At 60.3% G+C, this 6,550-nt stretch carries 8 protein-coding genes; 7 read left to right on the top strand and 1 reads right to left on the bottom strand.

Features of this window, described 5'->3' with window-relative positions:
- Positions 1-195 precede the first annotated feature (195 nt).
- From cydP to N5D61_RS12810, 7 genes are all read left to right on the top strand, one after another.
- The gene (gene cydP, locus N5D61_RS12840) at positions 196-393 is read left to right on the top strand and encodes a cytochrome oxidase putative small subunit CydP (protein WP_108239605.1); all 198 of its coding nucleotides are present in this window, start codon (positions 196-198) and stop codon (positions 391-393) included.
- A complete protein-coding gene (locus N5D61_RS12835; protein WP_279893069.1) occupies positions 390-1,979 on the top strand; it encodes a cytochrome ubiquinol oxidase subunit I in 1,590 nt (529 codons plus the stop codon). Before cydP ends, N5D61_RS12835 begins: the two co-directional genes overlap by 4 nt.
- A 10-nt stretch (positions 1,980-1,989) precedes the next feature.
- A complete protein-coding gene (cydB, locus tag N5D61_RS12830) occupies positions 1,990-3,132 on the top strand; it encodes a cytochrome d ubiquinol oxidase subunit II (protein WP_279893067.1) in 1,143 nt (380 codons plus the stop codon).
- A 27-nt stretch (positions 3,133-3,159) separates the two neighbouring features.
- Complete coding sequence (gene cydX / locus N5D61_RS12825; protein ID WP_108239677.1) at positions 3,160-3,276, top strand: cytochrome bd-I oxidase subunit CydX; 117 nt, start codon at positions 3,160-3,162, stop codon at positions 3,274-3,276.
- A complete protein-coding gene (locus tag N5D61_RS12820; RefSeq protein ID WP_108239607.1) occupies positions 3,260-3,562 on the top strand; it encodes a cyd operon YbgE family protein in 303 nt (100 codons plus the stop codon). The genes cydX and N5D61_RS12820 overlap by 17 nt, the downstream gene beginning before the upstream one ends.
- A gap of 265 nt (positions 3,563-3,827) precedes the next feature.
- On the top strand, positions 3,828-4,748 hold the full coding sequence (locus tag N5D61_RS12815) for a LysR family transcriptional regulator (protein ID WP_108239608.1): 921 nt from the start codon (positions 3,828-3,830) through the stop codon (positions 4,746-4,748).
- The gene (locus tag N5D61_RS12810; protein WP_108239609.1) at positions 4,748-5,671 is read left to right on the top strand and encodes a LysR family transcriptional regulator; all 924 of its coding nucleotides are present in this window, start codon (positions 4,748-4,750) and stop codon (positions 5,669-5,671) included. The genes N5D61_RS12815 and N5D61_RS12810 overlap by 1 nt, the downstream gene beginning before the upstream one ends.
- Before the next feature lie 96 nt (positions 5,672-5,767).
- Here the strand turns inward: N5D61_RS12810 and N5D61_RS12805 are convergent, their stop codons facing one another.
- Entirely contained in the window at positions 5,768-6,232 is a 465-nt protein-coding gene (locus tag N5D61_RS12805; protein WP_108239610.1) for a helix-turn-helix transcriptional regulator, read from the bottom strand.
- Between the last annotated feature and the right edge of the window lie 318 nt (positions 6,233-6,550).

Raw genomic sequence — 6,550 nt, 5'->3', positions numbered from 1 at the left:
CCGTGGGGCGAAACCCTAGCTCCCAGTCCACGTGCAAACGGATCTGCCCCCGATTCCAGCCACACCTACGAAGCCATCAGTCCCGACACCGCTGTGGCGTTGTGTCACACCGCCCCCTCCGGCTTTGTTGATCTGGATCAACAGTCTCAGAAAGTGCTGTAGGAAAATTTCCACGCACCCCGACGAGTTCTAAACATGCCCGGTCCATTCGATTTCCTCAAACACCCGCTGGCAAAAGAAATCGGCCTGATCCTGCTGATCAAGCTCGTCCTGCTGATGGGCATCCGCAGCGTCTGGTTCGACGCCCCGGTCGACGTCAAGGATGACGGGGTGCAAGCAGGCCTGCATGTATTGGGCGCCCCTCCCGTATCTGATGAGAAGAACCCAAAATGATTTCGGAATCAGTCGTCGATCTCTCCCGGCTGCAGTTCGCGATGACCGCGCTGTACCACTTTCTGTTCGTCCCTTTGACGCTGGGCATGACGTTTTTGCTGGCCATCATGGAGTCGGTGTATGTCATGACCGGCAAACAGGTCTACAAGGACATGACCAAGTTCTGGGGCAAGCTGTTCGGCATCAACTTCGCCCTGGGCGTCACCACCGGCCTGACCATGGAGTTTCAGTTCGGCACCAACTGGGCCTATTACAGCCACTATGTCGGCGACATCTTCGGTGCGCCGTTGGCCATCGAAGGGCTCATGGCGTTCTTCCTGGAGTCGACCTTCATTGGCCTGTTCTTTTTCGGTTGGGACCGTCTCAGTCGGGTGCAGCACCTGGCCGTAACCTGGCTGGTGGCGATCGGGTCGAACATGTCGGCACTGTGGATTCTGATCGCCAACGGTTGGATGCAGAACCCGGTTGGCGCCGAGTTCAACTTCACCACCATGCGCATGGAACTGACGAGTTTCAGCGACCTGCTGTTCAACCCGGTGGCGCAGGTCAAGTTCGTGCACACCGTTGCATCGGGTTACGTGACTGGCTCGATCTTCGTGCTGGCGATTTCCAGTTGGTATTTGCTTAAAGGCCGCGACATCGGCTTTGCCCGTCGTTCGTTCGCCATCGCTTCGGCTTTCGGCATGGCCTCGATTCTGTCGGTGATCGTGCTGGGTGACGAGTCTGGATACGAGATCGGTGATGTGCAGAAGACCAAGCTGGCGGCCATCGAAGCGGAGTGGGAAACCGAACCGGCCCCGGCGGCGTTCACGCTGTTTGGCCTGCCCAACCAGGAAACCCAGCGCACCGATTACGCGGTGAAGATTCCTTACGTGATGGGCATCATCGCCACGCGCTCGGTGGACAAGCAGGTGACCGGCATCAAGGATTTGGTCAGCGAGCACCAAGGGCGTATCCGCAACGGCATGGTCGCCTATGACCTGCTGGGCAAGCTGCGCGCGGGCGACAAGAGCGAGCAGACCCTCAACGCCTTTAATGATGTGAAGAAGGATTTGGGCTACGGCCTGTTGCTGAAGAAGTACACCGACAACGTGGTGGACGCCAACGAGCAGCAGATCAAACAGGCCGCGCTGGATTCGATTCCTCACGTGGCGTCGATTTTCTGGACCTTCCGCCTGATGGTGCTGAGCGGCGTGCTGATGCTGCTGCTGTTCGCCTGCGCCTTCTACGCCTCCGCGCGCAAGAACGAAGCCAGCAAACGCTGGTTGTTGAAGTGGGCACTGTTCAGTCTGCCCTTGCCATGGATCGCCACACAGACCGGCTGGTGGGTGGCCGAGCACGGTCGTCAGCCATGGTCCATCGGTGAAGTGCTGCCGGTCCATCTGTCCGCTTCGACGCTGTCCAGCGGCGACGTCATGGGCTCGATCCTGGCGCTGGTGGGTTTCTACACCTTGCTGTTGATCATTGAGATGTACCTGATGATCAAGTTCGCGCGCCTGGGCCCCAGCAGCCTGCACACCGGTCGCTATCACTTCGAACAACGCGAACACGGCCCGTCCGCCATTCAACAACCGGCCCTGGCCTGAGGAGCCCATGATGTTCGATTACGAGACGCTCAAACTCATCTGGTGGGTCCTGGTCGGGGTCCTGTTGATCGGTTTCGCCCTGACCGACGGTTTTGACCTGGGGGCGGCGATGCTGATGCCGTTCGTGGGCCGCAGCGACAATGAACGCCGCGTGGTGATCAACACCATCGCCCCGCACTGGGATGGCAATCAGGTGTGGCTGATCACCGCTGGCGGTGCGCTGTTCGCGGCCTGGCCGTTGGTTTATTCAGCCGCTTTCTCCGGGCTCTACTGGGCTTTGCTGCTGGTACTGTTTGCCTTGTTCGTGCGGCCGGTCGGCTTCGACTACCGCAGCAAACTGGAAAACACCCGCTGGCGGCAAAGCTGGGACTGGGGCCTGTTCGTCGGCGGCCTGGTGCCTTCGCTGGTGTTCGGGGTGGCGTTCGGCAACCTGTTGCTCGGCGTGCCGTTCCAGTTCGATGACACCCTGCGATCCAGCTACCACGGCAATTTCTTTCAATTGCTCAGCCCTTTTGGCGTGCTGGCAGGCGTCGTGAGCCTGAGCATGTTGGGCCTGCATGGCGGCAGTTGGCTGATGATGCGCACAGACGGGGCGATTGCCCGTCGCTCGCGGCGTGCTACGCAGTGGCTGTCGCTGGTGTTCCTGGCGTCGTTCATCGGTGCCGGCGCCTGGTTGGTGTGGGGTGAGATTCAAGGGCTGTCGATCACCTCGACCGTCGAGGCAGGCGCGGCACTGAACCCGCTGGCCAAGACAGTCGAAGCCTCCAACCCGGGCTGGATGGCCAACTACCATGCGCATCCACTGACCGTGATCGCGCCGCTGTTGGGGATTTTCGGCGGTCTACTGGCACTGCTCGGTGCCAGCGCCGCGCAGGGCAGAACGGCGTTCCTCGGCAGCAGCCTGGCCATCGTCGGCGCGCTGTGCACCGCGGGCTTCGCGATGTTCCCATTCGTCATGCCCTCGAGCCTGGACCCGGCGTCGAGCCTCACGGTCTGGGACGCCGTTTCCAGCCACAAGACCTTGGTCATCATGACCCTGGCAGCGGCGATTTTCGTGCCGATCATCCTTTGCTACACCCTGTGGTGCTATGCCCGCATGTGGGGCAAGGTCACCACCGCGCACATCGACCAGAACCCCCACGGGCTGTATTGAACCCGGGACTGAAAAGAGGACGACATCATGTGGTATTTCGCCTGGATACTTGGCGTATTGCTGGCTTGCAGTTTCGGCATCATCAATGCCCTGTGGCTGGAGTCCTCGGACGCCAGCGCTGTGGAGAATGGCCGTGATCGCTGAGGTGCCGAGCACCCCCTACAAGCGTTCGTTGAGCCGGGCACTGTCGCTGCTGATGGCGGTGCCCTTGAGCCTGGTGCTGCTGATTCATCCGGCGTCGATGCTGGACGCCAACGGGCACTATTCCCACCGTATGCTGATGCTGGTCATGTGGGGCGTCGCCGCGGGCTTCGTCCACGGCGTGGGGTTCGAGCCGTATGCAAGGGCCTGGCGGCTGATGTTCCATCCGTTGCTGGCCTGGGGCTTGATGGCGCTGGGTTTTGGCATGTGGGTGATGGCGCGGCAGTGACCCTGGTGCAGGCGTGAACCTCGCCTGCCGGGTGTCCTTGGAAGCGCCGTGGAACGCCGCCGACCTTGTGTCGGCGGCGTTTTTGCGTACGCGGTTGTCCGGCACATGTGTTTCATGTCGGGTGCATCCGATCCTGCACCCACTTGTGCGAACCGCACCGCGCCTATGCCTTCGGTGCTGGTCTGCAACACCTCCCACAAGCAGCGCGCCTACCGATCCGCTACTATCCGGGCCACTTCAGTTAGCGCTTCAGTCGAGCCCCGCGATGGACAGATTTCAGGAAATGCAGGTTTTCGTTGCCGTGTGTGAAGAGCGCAGCTTTGCGACGGCGGCCCGCCGCTTGAACATGTCTGCACCCAGCGTCACCCGGGCGGTCGCGGCGCTGGAGAAACGCATCGGTACCTCGTTGTTGTCACGCACCACACGCAGCGTGCACTTGAGTGAGGCCGGGCAGCGGTACTTGACCGATTGCCGACGTATCCTCAGTGAGCTGGAGGAAGCGGAAGATTCGGCGGGCGGCAGCATCGCTTCGCCGGTCGGGCAGTTGACGGTGACGGCCTCCGTACTTTTCGGGGAGCTCTTCGTCATGCCTCTGGTGGTGGGGTACTTGAAGGCGTATCCGGGCGTGAGCGTCAATGCCTTGTTGCTGGACCGGGTCACGCAGATGGTCGAGGAGGGCATCGACGTGGCGGTGCGCATTGGCCATTTGATGGACAGCAGCCAGCATGGCGTCAAGGTGGGTGAAGTTCGCCGTGTGCTGTGCGCATCGCCCGGATACCTGGCGATTCACGGGCGTCCTCGTCATCCCACGGAATTGAAGGAGCACCGGTTGATCGTCTCGTCCGCCAGTGTGCTGGTTCGCCGTTGGGAATTCGTGGAAGAAGGTCGGCCGTTGCACGTGGATCTGCAGTCCCGCTTGACGGTCTCCGCGAACCAGGCGGCGATCACGTCTGCCAGGATGGGATGGGGCATTACCCGCGTGTTGTCCTATCAAGTGGCCAGTCAGGTGGCGAACGGCGAGCTGGAGCTGATTCTGCAGGATTTCGAAGAGCCGCCGCTGCCCATTCATGTCTGTTATCAGGCTGAACGCAAAGTCTCGGCCAAAGTCCGCACCTTCGTCGATTACTGCGTGGAGCACATGCAACAAGACCCTGCCATTCAAGCAGCAGGACGAGGGCACCGCTGATGGACCGTCATCGGCAGATGACGATTTTCGGCTGCGTCGCCCGCGAGCGGGGATTGGCGGCCGCTGCGAGAGCGCTGGGTGTGTCAGAGGCCACGGTCGGCCGCTCGCTGGCGGCACTCGAAAGGCGCCTTGGGACCCTGTTGTTTGAACGCAACACCCGAGGGGTCCAACTGACGGCGGCGGGTCGCCAGTTCGCGCTCGATTGCAGTCGCCTGCTGCAAGCGGCAGACGAGGCCGACGCATCCGCCAGCGGTCTGCACAGTGAACCCCGCGGATCGTTGACGCTGGTGACGCCCTTGCTGTTCGGCGAGCGGCTTTTGATGCCCGTCGCGCTCGATTTCCTCGACGCCTGGCCGGGCATCGAACTGTCGGTTGCCTATCAGGAACGGTTTCCCAATCTGCACGAGGAGGGCGTCGATGTGGCAGTGCTGATCGGCGCCTTGCCCGACGCCTACATGGTCGCGCGCCGGGTAGGGCAAGTGCGGCAGATGCTGTGTGCAAGTCCGAGTTACCTTCGGGATCACCCCGCCCCCGTCAGTCCGGACCACTTGATCAATCATTCGATGGTGGTGTGCGGTCACGACCATCGCGGGCTGGAGGAGTACTTGCAGCGCAGCGGCTCACCGCGCCGTTTGGCCCTTCGCCCTGGGTTGCGCTGCACGACGCAGCTAGCGACCCTCAAGGCAGCACTGGGTGGCCTCGGGCTGGTGTCTTGCTTGAGCCATGAGGTACAGGAGCACCTGAGAACGGGGTGTCTGCTCCCGGTGCTTGGGGCGTTCGAGCCCGAGCCGTTGCCCGTGCACCTGGTATACCGAGAGGGCCGACGGGCCTCGGCCAAGGTGCGCAGCTTCGTCGATTTTGCCGTCAACCGTCTGCGAGAGCACCCGCTGCTGAACATCCCGGGTGCTGATCATCGATCGTGAAGAGGGCTTGCGGAATGACCGGCGCTCCCAGGCAAACAAGGCGGTCCGTCAGGGATGTTCGGAGCGGGCTATCAGCTAAGTCCGAATAGAGGTTATTCAGGTGAGTTTCGAGGTATCGAAAATAAGCCGGACCGAAGATTGGGCCAGTTCCTGCGCCTGAGCGCGGACAGTTTCGAGCTCGGACCTCGCTGTTTCGTCCTGAGTATCATTGGCGCGGGCTTCGATTAATAGCGCCATTTGGTAAAGCGCATCAATCAGGCCATGAAGATTACGGTGCAATTGGTGCGTCACATTCTCAAAGTGTTCGTTATGCAGCGGATCAGGTGGGCGAGATGGAGACAAAGTGCTATCACTGTCACGCGGCCGTACGCCGGTCAACACATAGTTGATATCGACGCCTGCACCCAAGATGCGCAAAAGATAATCGGCTTTGGGCGAACGCACGCCATTTTCATAATTCCCCTGTGCATTGGTTTCAACCCCACCGATGGCGCCCAGTGCACTCTGCGATAACTTCAGGCGAGTACGTTCCTCTCTGAGTCGTGAACCGATCCCTGTCATGTGTGCCTCCCGCTTTTGTTCTCTGTTTTTAGCAATCCGTACCACACGATGACGGCATCAGAAAAACTCCATTGAAATATGAAATTATCGCCGGCCACTGCAAGTTGAGTGCGGTAAGGCAAGACAATACCGAATATCCGAATGGTGTGCGAAGGGATCCAAACGGTTGGGTGAAAATATTATTAAACAACCGTATGACACTCAGGGAATTCCAACATTTTGTCGGAAAGCTTTACTCGAATGAGTGTTGTTTTTTGAGTGATTAAATGAGGCACCCTTATTCGGATGCCTTAGTTCAAGTAATGGTGAGGCTGAACC

The sequence above is a fragment of the Pseudomonas sp. GD03842 genome (assembly GCF_029841165.1).
Taxonomy (GTDB): Bacteria; Pseudomonadota; Gammaproteobacteria; order Pseudomonadales; family Pseudomonadaceae; genus Aquipseudomonas.
The sequence above is the reverse complement of the archived record's forward strand: the minus strand, read 5'-3'. Positions and strand labels throughout refer to the sequence as shown.